The organism is Tannerella forsythia, assembly GCF_003860135.1.
Taxonomy (GTDB): Bacteria; Bacteroidota; Bacteroidia; order Bacteroidales; family Tannerellaceae; genus Tannerella; species Tannerella forsythia_A.
The window spans coordinates 1-18,252 of record NZ_RQYN01000035.1 but is presented as its reverse complement, the minus strand read 5'-3'; the positions used below and the strand labels follow the sequence as shown (position 1 = coordinate 18,252).

Genomic DNA, 18,252 nt, shown 5'->3' with positions numbered 1-18,252 from the left:
AAATGAAGACAACACCATTTACCGATTTACACATCGCACTGGGTGCGAAAATGCATGAGTTTGCCGGATATAACATGCCGATCGAATATGCCGGAATTATCGAAGAACATCAGACCGTATGCCGGAGCGTAGGCGTTTTCGACGTCTCGCACATGGGCGAAATCTGGGTCAAAGGGCCGAAAGCGCTCGAACTGCTTCAGAAAGTGACGTCGAACGATGTCGCTTCGCTGCCGGTCGGGAAGGCGCAGTACAGCTATTTCCCCAACGAGCAGGGCGGTATCGTCGACGATATCATCGTGTATCATTACGAAGACGAGAAATACCTGCTCGTGGTCAATGCTTCGAACGTGCAGAAAGACTTCGACTGGTGCGTGAAGCACAACACGATGGGCGCCGAGCTTGAAAACGCGTCGGACAATATGGGGCAGCTGGCCGTGCAGGGGCCGAAAGCCGCCGAGGTGATGCAACGCCTGACGCCGGTCGACCTCTCGTCGATTCCTTACTACGGATTCGTCACGGGCGAATTTGCCGGATGTCCGAACGTGATCATCTCCAACACCGGTTATACCGGCGCGGGAGGGTTCGAACTGTATTTCTATCCGAACGAAGGACGCAAGATCTGGGATGCCCTCTTCGAGGCCGGTAAACCCGAAGGCATCCGCCCCATCGGACTGGGAGCGCGCGATACGCTGCGTCTGGAGATGGGATTCTGCCTCTACGGAAACGATATCGACGACACGACGTCGCCCATCGAAGCCGGTTTGGGGTGGATTACGAAATTCGTCGACGGCAAAGACTTCGTCAACCGCGCCGCGCTGGAGAAGCAGAAGAAAGAAGGAGTGGCTCGCAAGCTTTGCGCTTTCGAACTGTTGGAGAAGGGCGTGCCGCGTAACGGCTACGAAATCGTTTGTCCGCAGGGCGAAGTGATCGGCCGCGTAACGTCGGGTACGATGTCTCCGACGATGAAAATCGGTATCGGTCTCGGCTACGTGGAGGCCGGCCACGCCAAGGTGGGCGAAGACGTGTGCATCCGTGTGCGTAACCGCGACCTGAAGGCGCGGATCGTCAAACCGCCGTTCCGCAAATGAAGAAGAACAAAATCCGTTTCGGCGTAGTCGGTACGAATTTTATTACCGACTGGGTGATTGCCGGCGGGCGCGAAGACGAACGGTTCGAACTCTCGGCCGTTTGTTCGCGCTCGCACGAAACGGCGCGGGCTTTCGCCGACAAACACCGTATTCCGCATACGTTTACCTCGCTCGAAGCGATGGCGGCCAGCCCCCTGATCGATGCCGTTTACATTGCTTCGCCCAACGCGTTTCACGCGCAGCAGACCATCCTGTGCATACGCCACGGCAAACACGTGTTGTGCGAAAAAGCGTTGGCCTCGAACGCTGCCGAAGCGCGCGAAATGATCGCCACGGCACGTCGTCAGGGCGTCGTGCTGATGGAGGCGATGAAACCAACGCTCACGCCCGGCTTCCGCGCCATCGGCGAGCAACTGCCACGCGTCGGAACTCTCCGGCGCTACTTCTCCTGTTACTGCCAATACTCGTCGCGCTACGACAAACTCAAAGAGGGCGTTGTGCTCAACGCCTTTCAGCCCGCACTGAGCAACGGCGCCACGATGGACATCGGTGTTTACACGATTTATCCCATGGTCGTACTCTTCGGCCGACCGAAGACCGTCCATGCTTCGGGCGTCAAACTTTTCAGCGGTGTCGACGGGCAGGCAGCCGTTCAATTTTCGTACGACGGAGGCCTCGACGCGACCGTCCTCTACGGAAAAATCGCCGACTCGACGCTGCCTACCGAAATTCAGGGCGAAAGCGGAACGATTACGGCCGACCGCATCAACATCATCAGTCGAGTGAGCTTCACTCCTCGCAAAGGCGAAACGGTCGACCTGCTCGTGCCTCCCACCCATAACGAATACTACTACGAAATAGCCGAATTTATCGACCTGATCCAATCCGGCACGATGGAATCGGCCGTCAACTCGCACGCCCACTCGTTGATCACGATGGAAATACTCGACGAAATCCGCCGTCAGCTCGGTGTGCGCTTCCCTGCCGACGAACGCTGACATAATAATTGTTAATGGTTATGACCTTGCGGGCGTTGAGGTGTTGAGGTGTTGAGTTGTTGATAGCCCTTCGGGCGTTTAGTTGTTGAATTGTTGAGTTGTTTGCCGTGTAGGGGCGAACCTGTGTGTTCGCCCTTCGATGGCGTGGATATGAACATCCCTCCTTTCCCCCCTTCGAAGGGGGGAATTTACGATGTTCCGAACGCAAATGAACACAAATGGCGCAAATGAACGCAAATGAAAACTTGTGCAACTTGTCATAAACTTGTGCAACTTGTGGTATCTGAATGTTGATGACTGAATGCTGAATAACCATTGACAATTGACAATTAAATCTGCGTTGATTTGCGGTTATTCGCGTCATTTGCGTTCTGATAATCTGCCAACACGACACAAAAAATAAGGGCGAATACACAGGTTCGCCCCTACATTAACTACTTGCTGACTACTCTTGACTACTTTTCACTTTTCGTTTTTCACTTGATCAGGATCTTCGTTACTCGTTCTCCTGTCTGCACCAGATACACGCCCGACGGCAACGGCTGAACGTGATCACCGGAGGGGAGCGCGAGCGTCTTCACGAGGGCACCTTCTACATTATATATATGTACCGTTTCGGCTTTGGGCAGCGTGAGATACAACGCGCTGCCGGCGGCGAAGACGCGCAACCCGTCGACCGTTTGATTGGCTGTAGTCTCATTGATCTTAAAGTCTTTCCAGACAGGCGCAGCCTGATACTTCGCCTTGGTGCCTTTGGGTACCTTTAGTGTTACGCCCGAGAGGGTAACGTTGTCAAAGACATCCGCATCGATGGCAAGCGGCGTGTCCCAACCGACGATTACCTCCGTCAGGGCTTTGCAATTCTTAAAGGCCGAATACGCTATATCGCTGACAGCGCTTGGAATATGGATGCTTTTCAGTGAAGTGCAGCCGTAAAAGGCGTTATATCCGATTTCAGTAAGAGTAGCCGGCAGCGTGATGCTTTGCAGCGCTGTGCAATTGAAAAAGCCGTGAAATTCAATTTCGGTCAGCGTAGCCGGCAGCGTGATGCTTTGCAGCTCTTTACATCCATCAAAGGCACATGGCCCAATTCTGGTAATGCCCGCCGGTACGGTAAAGGACGTAGCCGGTTTCCCTGCGGGGTAGTAGATGAGGCGGGTCTTTGCTTTGTTGTAGAGCACGCCGTCGGCCGCGGTAAAATGGGCGTTGCCGGGATCCACCTTAAAGGCCGTTAAAGCCGGGCATCTGATAAAAGCATAATCTTCTATTTTCGTAAGGACAGCCGGTAGCGTAATGCTTTGCAGCGCCTTGCAATAAGAGAAGCCGTGAAATTTAATTTCGGTCAGCGTAGCCGGCAGCGTGATGCTTTGCAACTTGCTGCACTCGGTAAAGGCGCATTTTCCTACGGAGGTCACACCATTGCCGATGGAGACGGTTTTGATCTCGTCCCGGAAAGCATGCCAGGGCCGATTGGTGCCTCCCGGAAAGGTATAGTCCGGCATGGCCCCCGTTCCGGTGATGGAGAGGGTTTTGGTGCCGGCATTATAGTTCCACGTAAGCGGCCCGGTGGTGCCGCTGTTCTGCGCCGCAGCGCCAAGGGCTGTCAACAGCAGCCCCATGATCAAAGTAAATGTTTTCTTTTTCATTGTTTTGTGTAATTTAATTGTTCGCAATTTAGTGGTCAGCGTAAATTAATTGTCAATTGTCATTCCGGGTACACGGTGTAGAGACGCCCATATTAATTGTCAATTGTTAATTGTCAATTGTTATTCTTTACTACTCTGACTACCTTTAACTACTTTGCTTCCTTTTTCACTTTTCACTTTTCGTTTTTCACTTAATTGTGTTCATTTGCGTCATTTGCGCCATTTGTGTTCGGAACATCGTTAATTAATTGTCAATGGTTATTCCGGGTACACGTTGAATCATGTACCCGGTAAATAACTACTAAATAATGGTTTTCATTCATCGTCGAATGGTTTTCATTCATCGTTGCATGATTTTCATTCATCGTTGAATGGTTTTCATTCATCGTTGCATGATTTTCATTCACCGTTGCATGATTTTCATTCATCGTTGAATGGTTTTCATTCTCGGTTGAATGGTTTTCATTCATCGTCGAATGATTTTCATTCATCGTCGAATGATTTTCATTCTCGGACTTCTTCCGCGCACGCTTGGCGGAAGTTTTACGGTGTCTCGGTCGGATTGTCCGGCTGAGGCGCGGGCTTTTCGGTTCGGCGAATGAACCGCTTACGCATTTCTTCGACGTGTGCCTTGACGGCGGCATCGGCTCGTCCGGCGGCTTTGAGGAACTGGTAGACCTCGTCGGCGCGCGCCATGGCATCGGTCGAGGCGGCGAAGATCGTGTCGTCCAAACTTTCAAGGAGCGCGGCTAAGGGTACGCGGATGTCCCAGAGCTGGGAGACGAGGCGTACATCGCGCTCGAACTCCTCGCGGTTAAAGTTGACCGGCAAGTACTTGCCGAAATGGTCGGCTCCGCGCAGCGCCAGATTGACATACTCTACGCTTTTCTGCCCCATGACGCGGCGACGCTTCTTCTGCGCGGCCGAAAGGGCCACGAGGAAGGGCAACTGTTCGTTGATTTCGACGATTTTGGCTTTGGCCGCGGCCACGGCTTCGTCGGTTACCCGGGCCGAAATCAGATTGCTCATACGATTCTCCTTTCGTTTAAGGGTTGGTTACTGCGGGCTCGCTTACTTGCGTGCGGCCGGAGCCCGTCGGCCGCGAAAAAAACTGTTCTTTTCATAAGCTCTGTGTTTTTATGATGAAACCATACATAACGCCCTTCGCTCCGCATGAGACATGCTGAGACGTAAGGGGTTGCGCTATCGGTCGTATTTGTGTGCCTTCGCGTTTCATAACCTTGTTTCCCTTTTCATTGTTTTTACCGGTGCAAAGATATGGTCGTCTTTCGGGTAGCACAATGAGTAAATTACTCAATTTCGTATGAGTAAATTACTCAATTTTGCCGTCCGAACGCAAATGATCGTAAAGTGAAAAACGAAAAGTGAAAAACGAAAAGTGAAAAACGAAAAGTGAAAAACGAAAAGTGAAGAGTGAAAAGTAGTCAATGTAGGGGCGAACCTGTGTGTTCGCCCTTATTTTTTGGTGGTTATCCGAACGCGAATGACGATGTTCCGAACGCAAATTACGCAAATGGGCGCGAATGAACGCAAATTTAATGTTAATTGTCAATGGTTAATGGTTATTTACCGGGTACATCATTCGGCGTGTACCACGGATTCCCCCCTTCGAAGGGGGGTAGGGGGGATGTCGACCGGTAAACAACTAAACAACTAAACAACTCAACATTTCAACGCCCGCAAGGGAACACAAGGGCTGAAAGCCCGCTCCCCGTCAGGGTGGGGGATCGACGCCCATTCCTTGTTTGAAGGGCTGAAAGCCTGACTTAATCGGCAGCCATCAGCCATCAGCCATCAGCTTGCGTAATTCGTAATTTGTAATTCGTAATTGTTGTAGCCAACCCCTCAACCCCCGCAAGGCATAACCATTAACAATTATTATGTCAGGCTTTCAGCCCTCCCGACGGAATACGTCCTTTTTCCCCAACGCTCCGCTTCGCTTCGCATTGGGCTGAAATAATTCGGGCTTTCAGCCCTTGTATTCCGCAGGGCATGTAATATGTCATTCCGAACATAGTGAGGAATTCATCGCTCGCGCTCTGAATGACAAATGTCCGAACGCGTAAATCAATGACGAATGACGATGTTCAGAACGCAAATAACCGCGAATAGACGCGAATTTAATTGTCAATGGTTATGCGGGTACATGGTTCGGTGTGTACCGGGCATTCCCCCTTTGAAGTGATTACATCCCCCTTCGCTTCGCTCTTCCCCCTTCGAAGGGGGGAAAGGGGGGATGTCGACCGGCAAACAAATCAACACCTCAACAATCCCTCCCCCGCAGGGCTGACTGCTCAATGACTATATTGTATCCGCGAAGAATAAGAGAGGTATTTCACTAACATCACGATGCCCATCACAAACGATGTACCCATAATAAGCATTCCCACGACGAGCATCCGTATGGCTTCCCACGAGCCTGTTTCAAATTCGTAATATTCCGAAAGCAACGCGAGGGTCATGTATAAACTGCCCATTACGAAGAGTACCGAGAGGATCGATCCCAAAATAACCGCCGGAAGGGGTTGCTTACGAATCAGAAACAATACACCTAACAATACCGCTAATCCGATCGTGATCGGATGGAATGTTCCGATCAGAAGAAGCGTGAAAAAGGCTTCGGGAATCCATTTCGTCCATGATTTCGTTTTGTTCATCATTTTCTGTATTTGATTACGTCCGATGATAAAACGGACATCGTCTTTGATTATTGTAGCGCGTTCGGTTTTTTCCTGTTCGGCTGACAGACGCTTTTCTTCACCCTAAAAAGAAAACGGCCGCAAGGAGTCGTTTCCCCTTGCAGCCGTCGTCCAAAATAGTACTCAGTTTACTGCTCCCTTAACGGTTCGGGAGCGAACACACCAAAAAAAATCGTTTTTTATTTCTCTTTGATTTCGGGCAGAAGAAAATCCGTAAAGCATAATGCCGCCAGCGCCGTGCCGTAGCGCCGTTCGATGGTCATTCCTTCGGTCACGAAATTCAGATCGCCCAGATAAAACTTGCTGTATGTACGCTGATGCAGATCGTTGATAACGCGAATCAGACGCGCTTCCAGCTCTTCGATGCGGTAACGTCCGCTCACTTCGCAGACCAACCCTCCGGCTTTCTCGTCGAAATTCTCGTCCTTATACATCCACGCATATACGAGCCCGGCCGAGATAAACTCATCCTGATAACCGTGCGAAACGGCCATAATCGTTTTCAACTCCGACCCGAACGGAGGCAGATCGACTTCGTCCATCGTCACCAAATGGGCCGTAGCCGGAATAACGGACGAATACGTCATGATGTTAAAATCGGCAATTCCCGCATCGAACAATGCCATGTGATACGAACCCGCATGCTTTTCCAGATCGGAATCGCCGCTACCTTTTGCCATAAAAAAGGTATTCGGAATCAGATTTCCTACTTTCTTTACCATCTTTCAAATCTGTTTTTAATTCAATTAATATTCAATGTATGATTCAGCCGCCTGCCGTCAATCATCATTCACAGACTTTCAACCCAAACGGCCGACAAAAATACAAACATCTTTTGTATTTTAGGGCGATAAGATGTAACTATTTTACGATTTTTCGGAGAATGCTTACGTTTTTGTATTAAAAAACGTACACGACTCCGAGTCCGGCCGTGCGGACTCCGAGTTGAGGCATCAGGGCGAATTGTCGTTCGTCTCCGTTTATTCCCAGCAACCGATGCCACACGGGAAGCATCAGGTAACCTGCTTCGGCACTGAGTATGCCGACGCCCGCTCCGGCTATCACGTCGCTTACCCAGTGAGCGTTGTTGATGACCCGCAGCGCGCCTACCGCCGCCGCAGCGGCATAACCGCCTACGCCGATCCACGGCGAATGATCGCGATATTCCTTGTACAGGATATGCGCTCCGGTGAAGGCTACGGCCGTATGCCCCGAAGGGAAAGCGTTGTATTCGCCCCATTGACGCGGACGCTCTACGCCCGTCAGCTCTTTCGTAGTGTAAACCAACGCGAACATAAGGCTGTACGATGTAGCCAGAATCAGGGTTCGGTCGCGAAAATTGTGTCGCGCTTCGACGCCCGGCACGAAATCGAGCCCCCACGCAACGGCGGCCTGCATGATTGGAAGCGAGTTATCGATGCCGTAGTGACGGTCGATATGTTTGTTGACCTGCCTTGCAATGTGTTTGTCGAAACGTCGGATCTGGCTTTCGTTGAACCGTGCGGCCGTGCCGTAAGCGAGGCATAACGTCGGGACAATGAACCGAGTGATGATAGGCTGACGCTTTTTCCTTTCGGCATCACCAAGCGAAAAGGTTGAGAATCTTTCCGACGAGAACGTTAGAGATCTATTCGAGTCCACCATCGTGGTGTGCGAATCTTTTTCGAGAAAGCGCCGCTCCGGCGAAACAGGAAAAACACCGGGCGTGTCGTCCTCCGAAGGGGTTGCGTGCAGCGAGCAGGCCGTGCCGAGCAGTAAAAGGAAGTACTTTTTTATCATCCTTCGGTGGGGGTATGAGAAATGAAATAACGTTGGGTCGCCCATCGGTAGAGGAGAAAGACGAGTGCTCCGAGCAGACTCCCCACAATCATCCCCGCCCATACGTCCGATACGAAATGGGCGCCCAGATAGATGCGCGAATACCCCATCGCCAAGGCCCAGACGAAAATAGCGATTGTGTACGGCCGTTTTCTAATCAGCAACGACGAGAGCATGGCAAAACCGAACGCATTCGTCGTGTGGCCGGAGATGAAACCGTACAATCCGTTGGCGGTGTATTCTTTCAACAACCTGACGTGTTCGAGGTAAAGCGGGTGCGTCGTCGGGCGGAAGCGCGAAAACAAGGGCTTGAAAACGAGGTCGGAGGTGAGGCAGCAAAGCAGAATAATCAGTCCAATCGAAAGGGAAGCCGGTAGTCGGTCAGGTCTCTTACGAAAGTAAAACCAAAGCGGTACCAGCACTACCGGACACCAGATGAGCGTACCCGAAAACGGCCACAGCAACGCGTCCGTCAGAGGAGTGTGCGTACTGTTGATCCACGTAAACAGATCGTGCTCGTAGGCCAGCAGTTCTTCCATTTCAACCGGTTTTTTGATTCATGACGACAAGTCTTTTTCTTTCAGTTTTTCGAGCATGTCGCGGGTCATCGTGTCTAAATCATATTGCGGTGCCCAGTCCCATTCTTCGCGCGCGCAGGTGTCGTCCATCATGTTCGGCCACGATTCGGCGATGGCCTGACGCAACGGGTCGATGCGGTATTCCATTTCGAAGTCGGGCAGGTATTTCCGGATCTGTGCGCAGATGATTTCCGGGTCGAAGCTCATCGAGGCGATGTTGAACGCGTTGCGGTGTTTGAGGCGCGACGGGTCGGCCTCCATGAGTTGGATGGCGGCATGGAGCGCGTCGGGCATGTACATCATGTCCATAAAGGTGCCGGCTGCAATGGGGCAGAAGAACTTTTCCCGCTTCACGGCCGAGTAAAAAATATCTACGGCATAGTCGGTCGTACCGCCGCCCGGAGGAGCGACATACGAGATCAGTCCCGGAAAACGTACGGCACGCGTGTCTACCCCGAAACGACGGAAATAATAGTCGCTCACCAGCTCGCCGGTCACTTTCGTTACGCCATACATCGTGTGCGGGCTGCGCACCGTATCCTGAGGGGTTTTGTCTTTCGGGGCGTCCGGCCCGAACGCTCCGATGGAACTGGGGGTGAATACGGCACATTGCTTCTCGCGCGCTACTTCGAGCACGTTCAGCAGTCCGTCCACACCGATCTTCCACGCCAGCTGCGGTTTGGATTCCGCCACAGCCGAGAGCAGCGCGGCCAGATTGTAAATCGTATCGATCTGATACCGGCCGACCGTGTCGGCGATCTGTTGCCCGTTTGTAATGTCTACCAAAGCCGAAGGTCCGGACTCGGCCAGAATTCCCTTAGGTTCCGCGCCGGAAATATACCCGGCTACCACATTTCCGTTGTAACGCTTTCTCAACTCCATGGTCAGCTCCGAACCGATTTGTCCGGTCGAGCCTATCACCAATATGTTCTTCATCTTTTTTTGTTAGTTAAATTAACGGATTACTTCCAATTTTCGAGGCGCAAATGTACACGATAATTTTTTAATTTACGCATAGAGGTATAAAAAGTTTTGCTGCGTATCATGATTCGTCGGTTTCACTTTGTTGCCTTGTCTTTTTCAAATATTCCCGGTTCGGTATCTTGACTAAATAGGGTAAATAAATACGGCATAGCTTTACGAACCCATAGATATTTTGTAAGTTTGCATCCGTTCGGGAGTGTGTGAATCCGGACAATCGCAGAAGACATCATACCATGATATGAACACCAAATCAATGAATAAACCGGATATCCGGGCGTTCGAATCGCTGTTTCGGCGGATGCAGCCGAAACTGTTTGCATTTTGCCGTAAGTATGTAGACGATGAGGAATGTGCCAGAGACATCGTGCAGGAATGCTTTATCAGCTTATGGGAGCATTATGACTCCCGAATACATTCGTACGAATCGTATTTGTTTCGATCCGTACACAATCGCTGTCTGTCTTATATCCGTTCGCGCAAGGTCAGTGCAGCCTGTGAAGAGGCCGTCAGATGGCGTATTCGCGAAATCGAACTGCACCCGGAGATTCCTGATCCCTTAGCTGATCTCTATGTTAAGGAATTACATGGGATGATGCATCGCATAATGGAGAAGTTACCCGCAAAATGCCGGCAGATTTTTGAGATGAGTCGCTACCGAGGGATGAAAAATCAAGAAATCGCCGAGAAATTGGGGCTAAGCATCCGCACCGTAGAAGTCCAGATATATAACGCGTTAAAAGTTTTTAAAACAGCGTTCAATGACTATTTACCGACTTTGTTGATCATTTTTTTCGTTTTTCGCTAAGTAGTTCCGGTATTTGGCGCGTCATATCCAAAAAAGAGCGATACAACATGACGCAGACGGATACGCTGATCATAAAATATCTGACGGGCAGTGCTTCTTTCGAGGAGCAGGCGGCGTTACTGAAATGGCTTGAAGAAAGCGAGGCGAACAGGATGTATTTCCGTTCGATGAAAGACGTTTATGATTCGGGACGTATGAAATACGAGCGACAAAACAGTCGTGTTGAGTCGCAATGGGATATGTTCCGGAAAACGGTTTTTGTCAATCAACCCGCAGGCAAACCCTTCGTCAACCGTTTCTCTTGGATGCGCTATGTCGCGTTTGTTATCCTTGGTATGCTTTCGGTTTTTGGGAGTCGTCATATAATGGAAAAAAAGCCGGAGCATACCGTGGCTCAAACCCGTATAGAAACAGGCGTCGGCGATAAATCGAGAACGATACTGCCGGATGGAACGGTTGTGTGGCTGAATGCGTGCAGTTCACTTTTATACGGCGATTTCTCTGGCGATCATGAGCGAACCGTATACCTGAAAGGGGAAGCGTATTTTGAGGTGAAAACGGATAAGCAGCGTCCATTCTCTGTATGTACCGAAAGACTGACTTATCGTGTGACAGGTACTTCATTTAATGTATATGCGTTCGAAGAGGAAGAAACGAATTCGGTTGCCTTGCTCGAAGGAGGGGTTACGATCGAAAGTGGAAAGTGGCTGCATGCCCTCCGTCCGGGTGAAGTATTTACGTATGATAAAAGCACCTGTACTTTTACGGTCGAGAAGAAAGATGTGGAGCTTTTGTCTTCGTGGCGTCGGGGCGAATTTGTTTTCGATAAGATGACGTTCGGAGAGTTGATCCATCGCCTCGAACGACTGTATCATGTAAAATTCCTCTGTGACAATCCCGAAGTACAACGAGCCACTTTCGGAGGGACGCTCAAAGATTATGATTCGCTCGAAACAATTATGAATGTGCTGAAAACAAGCCTTCGTATCAGTTATACTATAGACGAAAATACCGTATTTATCCGATGAAATTCAGACAGATTCATAAATATATAAACCTTACAAAGAGAGGAGGAATGCGTATGATATAAAGAGGAAAATAAGAACCGAACTACGGATAATTCTGCTTGTTCGGAAATAACCCGACCGACTGTCCGACAATGACAGTCTGCATTTTTTTAAATCAAATAATAACAATTGTTCAATTAAAATCGCAATACAACAAATAAATATGGAAAATGCATTGAACTATATGAAAGGTCATCTTCATCAGACCTTGCGAAAATTATGCCTGAAAATCGGTCTGACAGCCGTTGTCTTGTTGTCTGTCTCGTCCGTTTTACAGGCTGATGTAACGCATTCGCAGCATGCAAAAATCAATCTTGCTCTTGAAAACGTAACACTCCCCGATGTTTTTCGTGAAATAGAGAAACAGTCGGAGTATCGTTTCTTTTACAATCGTGCGATAGTAGATACACAATCTAAACTCAGTATCCGGACAGGCGAGAAAGAACTGCCGGAGGTGCTTAATCAGCTGTTCGGAAATACCGATATGAATTACAAACTGGTCGATAAGTATATCGTGATCACCCATAAGGACAAGACCGGAACGGGCAATCCCGGTTTGCAGCAGGCTACCGACAGGAAGTCGATCTCCGGACGGATTACCGATGCACAGGGCGAAGCCGTGATAGGAGCTAACGTCGTAGAGGCGGGAACGACTAACGGTACGGTAACGGATATCGACGGGCGTTTTACGCTCGAAATTTCTGCCGGAGCATCCCTACATGTATCGTATATCGGTTATGTCGAACAGACCGTTTCTACTGCAGGAAAAGATGTGATCGATGTGATACTGCGTGAAGACACAAAGGCCCTCGAAGAAGTCGTGGTGGTCGGTTACGGTGTGCAGAAGAAAGCGAACCTGACCGGTTCCGTTTCGACGGTTAAATACAATCAGGAGCTGGAGAACCGACCGATTACGAATCCTTCGCAAGCACTCTCCGGAAAAGTGTCCGGTGTATGGGCCAGCCAAAACTCCGGTGCTCCCGGTGCCGACGGTGCAACGATTCGTGTTCGTGGTTACGGCACCCTGAACAATACCGATCCGATGATTCTCATTGACGGTGTGGAAGGGCGTATGTCGGACGTGAATCCGAGCGACATCGCCTCGATCACGGTCCTTAAAGACGCGGCATCGGCAGCGATCTACGGTTCTCGTGCGGCGAATGGTGTTGTCCTGATCGAGACGAAGAAAGGTGAAGGCGAGCAGGTGCGCATCAACTATAACGGATATTTCGGGGTGCAGCAGCTCGGACGGAAATACGATCTGATTACCGATAGCCCGCACTATATGCAGCTATGGAATAAAGCCGTCACGAACGAAGGTGGCGATCCGCTGTTTCCGCAGGACGTTATCGATGCTTTCGCTTCCGGCAAAGATCCGTATAAATATCCGAGTACGAACTATTTCGATGAAGTGTTCCGAAATGCTTTTACGACACAGCACAACGTGTCCGCAACGTTTGGCGGAAAAAAATCGAACAGCTACCTTTCGATGGGGTACCTGAAAAATAACGGAACGATTAAAAACACCGACTCGGAACGCTATAATCTTTCTATTAACAGTGAAGCCAAAGTAGGCGAGTGGCTGACTTTCGGCGGAAGAGGGCGTGTGATGCGTACCGTATCGAATCAGTCGTTTGTCGATTATGACGGAGGCTACTCTTCAGGGATCGAACGTGCTTTCTATATGATGTCTAACGGCCATCCGTTCTCTACTCCCTATTTGCAGGACGGCAAAACATACGGAGGCACACAGGCGCTCTACCTTTCGGGACCGAAAGCCGGACTCCCGATCGTCGATACCCGTAATCCGTTCCCCGATTTGTATAACGGTAAGAACGAGGCGACGACGAACTTCCTCAAAGGGAATGTGTATGCTACGTTGCGCCTGCTCGAAGGACTGACTCTGAGCGCGCACTACAGCGGACAATATTGGCATCGGAATATCGATAATTATAATCAGTTGGCCACCTGCTATACGGATCTGAACCGGTCGAACCCGACGAAACCGCTCGACTATCCGTCTACGTTGCAGATATCGCGTACCATGGTCGATGAATATTATTCGACATTCTTTACGAATTTGAATTACAATCGCGTATTTAACAAAATTCATGACGTGAGTCTGTTGCTCGGATATCAGCAGGAGGCTACGACACGCCGTTACACGAAAGCGAAAAAAACGGATCCGTCCAAACCCGAGCTGCATCAGATTGCTTCGGGAACCAGGAATCCTTTTGCCGACGGGAATAAATACATGTGGCGCATGATGTCGTGGTTCGGTCGGATCAACTACGCCCTGAACGGAAAATACTTGGCCGAAGTCAACCTGCGTGCCGATGCGTCTTCGCGTTTTGCCAAAGGGCATCGCTGGGGACTCTTCCCATCTTTCTCGGCCGGCTGGCGTTTGGGAGAAGAACGGTTTATCAAAGACCTCGATCTGTTCAGCAATTTGAAGTTGCGTGCTTCGTGGGGTAAACTCGGAAATCAGAACATCGGGAACACAGCTAATCCGAGCAACGCCGATTATTTCCCTTACCTGACGGTTATTACACAAGATTATCCGAACAGTTATAATTTCAACAATACGTTGGCGCCCGGCGCGGCTATCACCGCTTTGGTCGATCCGAATATTACGTGGGAAACAACGACCTCGACCGATTTCGGGTTCGATATGGGATTCCTGAATAATCGCCTGAATCTCGAAGCCGATTATTTCCGGCGTCTGACAACCGATATTATCGTCCAGCTTCCTATTCCATCCGTCTTGGGAGATATGGGCGCTCCGTTCGAGAATGTCGGTAGAATGAAGAATACCGGAATGGAGCTGGGGATAACCTGGCAAGATCAAGACAAAGGCTCGGGCTTGTCTTACAGCATCGGAGCGAATCTGACGTATGTAGACAATGAGGTGACGAAATTCCGCGGAGGCAAATCTCCGGATCAGCTTTTCCTCATCCGAGAAGGCTATTCGTATAAGACATTGTACGGCTTCATTCAGGAGGGTATTTATCAGACCGACGAAGAGGGTGCAACACACATGAAAAACAATAGCTTTAAGCCCAAAGAAGGCTATATTCGTTACAAGGATGTGAACGGAGACGGCAAACTGGATTACCGCGATAAAGAGGAAATCGGTAATACGATCCCGAAATTTACGTATGGTATCAACGGCAGTCTCTCGTGGAAAGGTTTTGACCTGAATGTACAGTTCTCGGGAATAGCCGGAGTGAAAGGGTATTTCAGAAATGACTGGACTATTCCGTTAGGTGTATCCGGAGGAACGATCACGAAGAAGTGGGAGGGTGCATGGACACCGGAAAATAAGAATAATGAAATACCGCTGATTACGCTCGATGCCGATTGGCATCGTCAGGAGTCGTCGTTCTGGTCGGCTAACATGTCGTTTTTAAAGTTGAAAAATATTCAGTTAGGATATAACGTGCCGAGAGATGTTACTCGTAGCCTGTTTTTGCAAAAGTTATACATTTATCTGAACGCAACGGATGTATTTACGATCGTGAGCAGCAAATACGAAGGTTTTGACCCCGAACGGGATTCGTTCGACAGGGGCGGCTATCACTATCCGATTCCGCGTGTTTTCTCTTTAGGACTGAATGTAAGTTTTTGATGTTTAACAATTCAAAATGAAAGAATGATGAAAAAAATAATCTATATGATGCTCACCGTCGTCACATTGACGGGACTCAGCTCATGCGAAAGTTATCTGGACATATTGCCGGATGATAAGATTACAAACGAAATCTTCTGGACTTCACCGGATGATGCGAAACTGGCCTTGAACGGAGTGTACAGTGTATTGAGAAATAATTATGTGTACGGTTATGGAGGCGGTTATGACGCTTGTACGCCGAATGCCTATCAATGGGCGCATTGGGAAGGCAAACAGAAACAGGTCGGCAACGGAACGATTACGTCCGGTATCGGAGGAATCGTTTCTAATCGCTGGAAATATTGTTACGGAGGAATTTATCGTGCAAATTACTTTTTGGAAAACATAGATAAGGTTCCGAATATGGACGCGGCGGCAAAAGAAGTGATGCTGGGCGAAGTCTATTTCTTGCGTGCCCTTTTCTACGACCTGCTCGTGCGTTCGTATGGAGGCGTGCCGCTCGTGCTCAAAACAATCACGCCGGAGGAGGGACGTAAGCTGACACGTGCATCGGCCGAAGAGGTCTGGAAACAAGTACGTCAAGACTTCGACGAAGCCATCAAGCGTTTGCCTAAAAACTCTCCGGATAACGGACGGGCGACGTTAGGCGCAGCATTAGGGATGAAGATGAAAACGTACATGTACACCTCCGAATGGGAGAAAGTGTTGGAATATTGCGACAAAATCGATGCGTTGAACAAGTATCAACTTTTCCCTACGTATTATGGTTTATTCCAGTATGAAAACGAGGGTAATGCCGAAACGCTCTTTGCCTTGAGCTTTATGGACGGGGTGTTTCAGCAGGGAAGTATCTTCGACCGTTACTGGCAACCTCAAAATTTGAAATACGGAATCGACGGCTCCAACTCGGTTGCGCCGACTCAGTTGCTGGTCGATGAATATGAGACCCTTGACGGTACTCCGGTCGACAAGAATGATCCTTACAAAAACAGAGACCCACGTCTCGACTTTACCATTCTGCGTCCGGGTGCTTATTTTCAGGGGCAGTTGTATCCGACCGAGATTAAGAACCATACAGGACAAAAGGTCGGTTTCGGTATCCGTAAATATACGATCGAGACGATGCCGGTCGTAGGTCGTCAATCTCCTCTCGATTTTATGATTCTGCGTTATGGCGATGTGCTGCTGTGTCGCGCCGAAGCGATGATTGAGCTGAATAAGGATATCGATGGAGCGATCGATCTGATCAACCGTATTCGTACCGAACGCAAAGACGTGAAGATGCCGCCGGTGAAGAAGGGGCTAGGACAGGCCGAAGCCCGGAAAACGCTACGTCATGAACGGCGTATTGAACTGGCGCTCGAAGGACAATTCTGGGATGATATCAAACGTTGGAACGCCGGACCGGAATACTATCCGTGCGACGTGTTCGGAGCCTTGGGCGAAAAGCTGGAAACGAAGTTTCCGAACGGGTATAATATCAAGAAAGACAATGTGCTTCCGATTCCCGACAGCGAGATATCACTCAATAACAATTTGAAGCAGAACGAAGGATATTAATAGGAAAGGAGGTCAAGTTATGAAATTATCGCGTCGTTCTTTCTTAGCGCAAAGCACTGCCGGTATTGTGGCCGGTTTGGGAGTCCCGACGTTTGCAAGCAACACGGTGCCGGAAATTTCAGAGGCAGTGTCCGGCAAGCAACAAGTGCAGGGACGTCTCAAACTGGCGGTATCAACGTATTCGTATTGGGGATTCCGTGAGCGGAAAGATTCCATCGAATCGTGTATTCTCAAAGCGGCCGATATGGGCATCGAAGGGGTCGATGTACTGCATCGCCAGATGGAAAGCGAAGATAACAGCTATTTGCAGAAGCTGAAACGATTGGCCTACGAAAACGGTGTCGCTTTGGTATGCCTCTGCATTCATCAGGGATGGGTGAATCCCGATAAGGAGTATCGTCAGCGGATGGTAGACCATACGATCCGTTGCATCCGGTTAGCTTATAAGATGGGAATCCCTGCGCTGCGCCTGAACTCGGGCACATGGGGAACCAGCGGCTCGTTCGATAACCTGATGAAAGCGCGTGGAATCGAAAAACCTGTCGAAGGATATACGGATAATGATGCGTTCGGATGGGTAGAAGATGCGATCTACAAGTGTCTGCCCGTAGCCGAAGAATGTGGCGTGACGCTCGCTCTCGAGAATCATTGGGGCATTGCCGGTACACCCGAAGGGATGCTTCGGATCAAGAAGAATGTCCGTTCCAACTGGTTGAAATTCCTTGTGGATACGGGTAATTTCCTCGAAGAGCCTTACGACAAACTGGCTCAGGTACTTCCCGAAGCGATTTTTATCTCGGCCAAGACGTATAACGGAGGTGGGACATGGTACACGCTCGATCTTGACTATGATCGTATCATCAAACATATCTACGACGTCGGCTTCAGGGGCTACCTTACACTCGAGTTCGAAGGCAAGGAAAACCCCGATACCGCCGTACCTGCTTCGATTAAAATGCTGAAGGGCTATATCGACAAGTATTACACCGACTATATCGCCCGCTAATCGCGTCTTTCCTTTATAAGAGCCTGCCCCACGCACCGTTGGGGCAGGCTTTTTTGGGTTTGACTATCATGTATATTATCTAACGGGAGTAAGTCTCCAACGAGCCTGAGTAGTGGGAATCGGCCGGCCGGCGAGACAAGGGGGTCCGTATATTACATCGCGGTAAAGAAAACCGGCTTTCCGAATCGGGAAACGCGGCGATGATTGAAAGCGCTCCGAATTTCGATGACAGAAACCTCAGTCTCTGCCACGAAAACTTTTGTTTCCGCCACGGAAACCTCAGTTTCTGCCATGGAAACCTCAGTTTCCGCCACGGAAACTTTTGTTTCTGCCACGGAAACTTTTGTTTCT

General features: G+C 49.7%; 17 protein-coding genes. 7 read left to right on the top strand and 10 right to left on the bottom strand.

Annotation, left to right across the window (positions count from 1 at the left end; all coding sequences use genetic code 11):
* Positions 1–2: 2 nt before the first annotated feature.
* Positions 3–1,088: a glycine cleavage system aminomethyltransferase GcvT gene (gcvT, locus tag EII41_RS09305; protein WP_124790367.1), complete on the top strand. Its 1,086-nt coding sequence runs from the start codon at positions 3–5 to the stop codon at positions 1,086–1,088.
* Complete coding sequence (locus tag EII41_RS09300) at positions 1,085–2,086, top strand: Gfo/Idh/MocA family protein (protein ID WP_124790366.1); 1,002 nt, start codon at positions 1,085–1,087, stop codon at positions 2,084–2,086. Before gcvT ends, EII41_RS09300 begins: the two co-directional genes overlap by 4 nt.
* Positions 2,087–2,562: 476 nt before the next feature.
* On the opposite strand, the gene EII41_RS09295 is transcribed toward EII41_RS09300, so the two are convergent.
* From EII41_RS09295 to EII41_RS09260, 9 genes are all read right to left on the bottom strand, one after another.
* Positions 2,563–3,732, bottom strand: coding sequence for a leucine-rich repeat domain-containing protein (locus EII41_RS09295; RefSeq protein ID WP_124790365.1), 1,170 nt, complete (start codon positions 3,730–3,732; stop codon positions 2,563–2,565).
* Positions 3,733–3,983: 251 nt separating this feature from the next.
* Positions 3,984–4,223 carry a hypothetical protein gene (locus EII41_RS14165; protein ID WP_124790364.1) on the bottom strand — a complete coding sequence of 80 codons (240 nt, stop codon included), beginning with the start codon at positions 4,221–4,223 and terminating at the stop codon, positions 3,984–3,986.
* A 52-nt stretch (positions 4,224–4,275) separates the two neighbouring features.
* Positions 4,276–4,761, bottom strand: coding sequence for a hypothetical protein (locus EII41_RS09285; protein WP_124790363.1), 486 nt, complete (start codon positions 4,759–4,761; stop codon positions 4,276–4,278).
* An 875-nt stretch (positions 4,762–5,636) separates the two neighbouring features.
* A complete protein-coding gene (locus EII41_RS14560; RefSeq protein ID WP_260425539.1) occupies positions 5,637–5,768 on the bottom strand; it encodes a hypothetical protein in 132 nt (43 codons plus the stop codon).
* Between the two features lie 279 nt (positions 5,769–6,047).
* Positions 6,048–6,413 carry a hypothetical protein gene (locus EII41_RS09280; RefSeq protein ID WP_124790362.1) on the bottom strand — a complete coding sequence of 122 codons (366 nt, stop codon included), beginning with the start codon at positions 6,411–6,413 and terminating at the stop codon, positions 6,048–6,050.
* Between the two features lie 218 nt (positions 6,414–6,631).
* Positions 6,632–7,174, bottom strand: a complete 543-nt coding sequence (locus EII41_RS09275; RefSeq protein ID WP_124752311.1) for a pyruvoyl-dependent arginine decarboxylase — start codon at positions 7,172–7,174, stop codon at positions 6,632–6,634.
* Positions 7,175–7,352: 178 nt separating this feature from the next.
* Positions 7,353–8,231 carry a phosphatase PAP2 family protein gene (locus tag EII41_RS09270; RefSeq protein WP_185711880.1) on the bottom strand — a complete coding sequence of 293 codons (879 nt, stop codon included), beginning with the start codon at positions 8,229–8,231 and terminating at the stop codon, positions 7,353–7,355.
* Entirely contained in the window at positions 8,228–8,809 is a 582-nt protein-coding gene (locus EII41_RS09265; RefSeq protein WP_124790360.1) for a phosphatase PAP2 family protein, read from the bottom strand. The genes EII41_RS09270 and EII41_RS09265 overlap by 4 nt, the downstream gene beginning before the upstream one ends.
* A gap of 18 nt (positions 8,810–8,827) precedes the next feature.
* A complete protein-coding gene (locus EII41_RS09260) occupies positions 8,828–9,784 on the bottom strand; it encodes an NAD-dependent epimerase/dehydratase family protein (RefSeq protein WP_124752308.1) in 957 nt (318 codons plus the stop codon).
* A 301-nt stretch (positions 9,785–10,085) separates the two neighbouring features.
* Between EII41_RS09260 and EII41_RS09255 the strand changes: the two genes are divergently transcribed.
* The 5 genes from EII41_RS09255 to EII41_RS09235 all read left to right on the top strand — a co-directional run bounded on the left by EII41_RS09255 (position 10,086) and on the right by EII41_RS09235 (position 17,901).
* Entirely contained in the window at positions 10,086–10,637 is a 552-nt protein-coding gene (locus tag EII41_RS09255) for an RNA polymerase sigma-70 factor (protein WP_260425538.1), read from the top strand.
* Between the two features lie 47 nt (positions 10,638–10,684).
* The gene (locus EII41_RS09250; protein ID WP_124790358.1) at positions 10,685–11,665 is read left to right on the top strand and encodes a FecR family protein; all 981 of its coding nucleotides are present in this window, start codon (positions 10,685–10,687) and stop codon (positions 11,663–11,665) included.
* Positions 11,666–11,867: 202 nt separating this feature from the next.
* Entirely contained in the window at positions 11,868–15,332 is a 3,465-nt protein-coding gene (locus EII41_RS09245; protein WP_124790357.1) for a TonB-dependent receptor, read from the top strand.
* A gap of 24 nt (positions 15,333–15,356) precedes the next feature.
* On the top strand, positions 15,357–16,895 hold the full coding sequence (locus EII41_RS09240; RefSeq protein WP_124790356.1) for a RagB/SusD family nutrient uptake outer membrane protein: 1,539 nt from the start codon (positions 15,357–15,359) through the stop codon (positions 16,893–16,895).
* 19 nt (positions 16,896–16,914) lie between these two features.
* A complete protein-coding gene (locus EII41_RS09235; protein ID WP_124790355.1) occupies positions 16,915–17,901 on the top strand; it encodes a sugar phosphate isomerase/epimerase family protein in 987 nt (328 codons plus the stop codon).
* 152 nt (positions 17,902–18,053) lie between these two features.
* Here EII41_RS09235 and EII41_RS09230 read toward each other — a convergent pair.
* On the bottom strand, positions 18,054–18,252 hold a 199-nt coding region (locus EII41_RS09230), incomplete at its 5' end, for a hypothetical protein (RefSeq protein ID WP_221620715.1).

Coding starts and splice junctions, on each gene's coding strand:
- gcvT (WP_124790367.1), top strand. CDS start 3: ATGAAGACAACACCATTTACCGATTTACACATCGCACTGGGTGCGAAA.
- EII41_RS09300 (WP_124790366.1), top strand. CDS start 1,085: ATGAAGAAGAACAAAATCCGTTTCGGCGTAGTCGGTACGAATTTTATT.
- EII41_RS09295 (WP_124790365.1), bottom strand. CDS start 3,732: ATGAAAAAGAAAACATTTACTTTGATCATGGGGCTGCTGTTGACAGCC.
- EII41_RS14165 (WP_124790364.1), bottom strand. CDS start 4,223: ATGAATGAAAATCATTCGACGATGAATGAAAACCATTCAACCGAGAAT.
- EII41_RS09285 (WP_124790363.1), bottom strand. CDS start 4,761: ATGAGCAATCTGATTTCGGCCCGGGTAACCGACGAAGCCGTGGCCGCG.
- EII41_RS14560 (WP_260425539.1), bottom strand. CDS start 5,768: ATGTTCGGAATGACATATTACATGCCCTGCGGAATACAAGGGCTGAAA.
- EII41_RS09280 (WP_124790362.1), bottom strand. CDS start 6,413: ATGATGAACAAAACGAAATCATGGACGAAATGGATTCCCGAAGCCTTT.
- EII41_RS09275 (WP_124752311.1), bottom strand. CDS start 7,174: ATGGTAAAGAAAGTAGGAAATCTGATTCCGAATACCTTTTTTATGGCA.
- EII41_RS09270 (WP_185711880.1), bottom strand. CDS start 8,231: ATGATAAAAAAGTACTTCCTTTTACTGCTCGGCACGGCCTGCTCGCTG.
- EII41_RS09265 (WP_124790360.1), bottom strand. CDS start 8,809: ATGGAAGAACTGCTGGCCTACGAGCACGATCTGTTTACGTGGATCAAC.
- EII41_RS09260 (WP_124752308.1), bottom strand. CDS start 9,784: ATGAAGAACATATTGGTGATAGGCTCGACCGGACAAATCGGTTCGGAG.
- EII41_RS09255 (WP_260425538.1), top strand. CDS start 10,086: ATGAATAAACCGGATATCCGGGCGTTCGAATCGCTGTTTCGGCGGATG.
- EII41_RS09250 (WP_124790358.1), top strand. CDS start 10,685: ATGACGCAGACGGATACGCTGATCATAAAATATCTGACGGGCAGTGCT.
- EII41_RS09245 (WP_124790357.1), top strand. CDS start 11,868: ATGGAAAATGCATTGAACTATATGAAAGGTCATCTTCATCAGACCTTG.
- EII41_RS09240 (WP_124790356.1), top strand. CDS start 15,357: ATGATGAAAAAAATAATCTATATGATGCTCACCGTCGTCACATTGACG.
- EII41_RS09235 (WP_124790355.1), top strand. CDS start 16,915: ATGAAATTATCGCGTCGTTCTTTCTTAGCGCAAAGCACTGCCGGTATT.